The organism is Mesobacillus sp., assembly GCF_049588175.1.
Classification (GTDB): domain Bacteria; phylum Bacillota; class Bacilli; order Bacillales; family Cytobacillaceae; genus Mesobacillus.
The window spans coordinates 1-2175 of sequence record NZ_JBAVFI010000630.1; the positions used below are offsets into that span (position 1 = coordinate 1).

3 protein-coding genes are annotated in these 2175 nt (G+C 45.1%); all 3 read right to left on the reverse strand.

Annotated features, from left to right (window positions below; genetic code table 11):
* Window positions 1-146: 146 nt before the first annotated feature.
* Window positions 147-518 carry a DUF423 domain-containing protein gene (locus WB217_RS15195; protein ID WP_423994080.1) on the reverse strand — a complete coding sequence of 124 codons (372 nt, stop codon included), beginning with the start codon at window positions 516-518 and terminating at the stop codon, window positions 147-149.
* 70 nt (window positions 519-588) lie between these two features.
* Window positions 589-930, reverse strand: coding sequence for a YwdI family protein (locus WB217_RS15200; protein ID WP_423994081.1), 342 nt, complete (start codon window positions 928-930; stop codon window positions 589-591).
* Window positions 931-1214: 284 nt separating this feature from the next.
* Window positions 1215-1901, reverse strand: a complete 687-nt coding sequence (locus WB217_RS15205; protein WP_423994082.1) for a uracil-DNA glycosylase — start codon at window positions 1899-1901, stop codon at window positions 1215-1217.
* Between the last annotated feature and the right edge of the window lie 274 nt (window positions 1902-2175).

Here is a 2175-nt window from a genome sequence, read left to right on the forward strand (position 1 = left end):
CCTGCGGGGTCTCACCTGTCCAGCTGAGCCCGCAGGAGTCTGCGCGCCTTCCACTCCAATCAACAGGTTTTCAATAACTGATCGGCTGAACTGAATATTTGTTGACAAACTGAGAGCAAGCCATAAAAGTTGGCTTGCTCTTTGTATTATAAATATTTAACTGCCGCAACCATCATAAGAACCCAGGCTGCAAGGAAGGCTAATCCTCCTAATGGAGTGATCGCGCCCAGAATGCTGATTTTTGTAACACTTAAGACGTACAGGCTTCCTGAGAATAAAATGATGCCGATCAGCATTAGCCAGCCTGACCAGGAAATAAGTGCATTGGCTGGCAATTTACCAGCGATGATTCCAATAATCAGGATGCCTGTTGCGTGGAACATCTGATATGTAACCGCAGTTTTCCATGTTTCTAAATATTTTGGTTCTAGCTTCCCTTCGAGTCCGTGCGCTCCGAACGCTCCAAGTGCGACGGCAAGGAAAGCATTGATTGCTCCAATTAAAATAAACGTCTTCATTCTTTTCACCTCTTCTTAAAAATTGGCCATGTTCTCATATTTGATGTGCCAGGAAAAATTCATAGATGCCCTAAAAATCGAAAAGCGAATCTCCGTTTGAGTTATCATCCATGTCGATCTTCTTTGGCTGCGGTATCATAGGTGACGGCTGATTTACAGGCATCTGCGGTGTGATGGCCGGCTGGGCAGCAACATATTGTGGCGGCGCTGACTGAACTTTGTTCCTACTTGTGCCAGGACTGCTGTATCCAGTCGCTCCCGCTCCCTGCTGCACCGGCTCTTCCAGCACAAGCTCACAAAGGGTTTTGATGGAATGGATTCTTTCCCGCTGTGCAGCTTCTGTATCTGCTGTTTTGGCCAGCCTTAATTCGTCTTCCATCTTCATTAGCAATTTTTGAAATGAAATATTCATCCACTCACCTCCATCATCGAAACATATATGTATATCTTCTTTAGCAATCATTATTGTACCGTTCCATTCTACATCAATTCCCATTATTTTTCGACCACAGGAAACGAACATGTCAGTTCCACGTGAAACATGTCGATTTTTAACAGAAAGTGAATGGTTTTTTCATTTTCTATGGGTCCCGCGCCATCCCCCTCCAACCAACATTGATCTTTACAAACGCCCATACTTTCGCAAAATTTAATTTTCAATATACAAAAAGAAAAACCCTGGTTTCCCAGAGTCTCTTAACCTCTTTCCTTCAAGTTTTCTATTTGCCAGTCAATCTCCTGTTCACCCTGTTCTCTCAGGATCTCGTTTACTTTTGAAAATGGCTTGCTGCCGAAGAAGCCTCTTCTTGCTGACAGCGGGCTTGGGTGTACTGACGTGATGATTTTATGCCTGCTTTCGTCTATCAGCTTAAGCTTGCTTTGCGCCGGCTTTCCCCAGAGAATGAAGATGACTGGCTTCTCACGTTCATTCAATAGGGTGATGACTTTATCGGTGAAAATCTCCCACCCTTTTCCTTTGTGTGAGTTCGCTTCCCCTTTTCTCACAGTAAGGACCGTATTTAACAGCATCACACCCTGATCTGCCCATTTTTTCAGATAGCCATTGTCAGGAATGTAGCAGCCAAGGTCATCATTCAATTCTTTAAATATATTTCGGAGCGATGGCGGGATAGCCACTCCAGGTTGGACCGAAAAGCTTAACCCATGCGCCTGCCCTGGACCGTGGTATGGATCTTGTCCGAGAATCACCACCAAAACATCCTGATAATCTGTAAAATGCAGCGCGTTATAGATATCGTTTTTGTCAGGATAGACGGTTTCCGCAGCATACTCTTCTTTTAAAAATTCTTTCAGCTGCTGATAATAAGGTTTTTCGAATTCTTCAGCAAGTAAGGTTTCCCAACTTTTATTAAATATTGCCAAGTCATTCACTCTCCCTCTCCATGGCTCTGTTAAAGCCCCATGTCGTTTTTTAAACCCTGTTGATTGTAGTGGAAGGCGCGTAGACTCCTCCGAAAATGCTAACGCATTTCCATCGTGCGTGGGCAGATTCGTGGGAGCTATTCAATGTCCTGCGGGCGCAGCTGGACAGGTGAGACCCGCAGGAGCAAAGCGACGAGGAGGCTCAGCGCCTGCCCCGCGGAAAGCGAAGCGCCTGGAACGGAAATCAATAGCCTAATTTTTATTGCATCTTCCT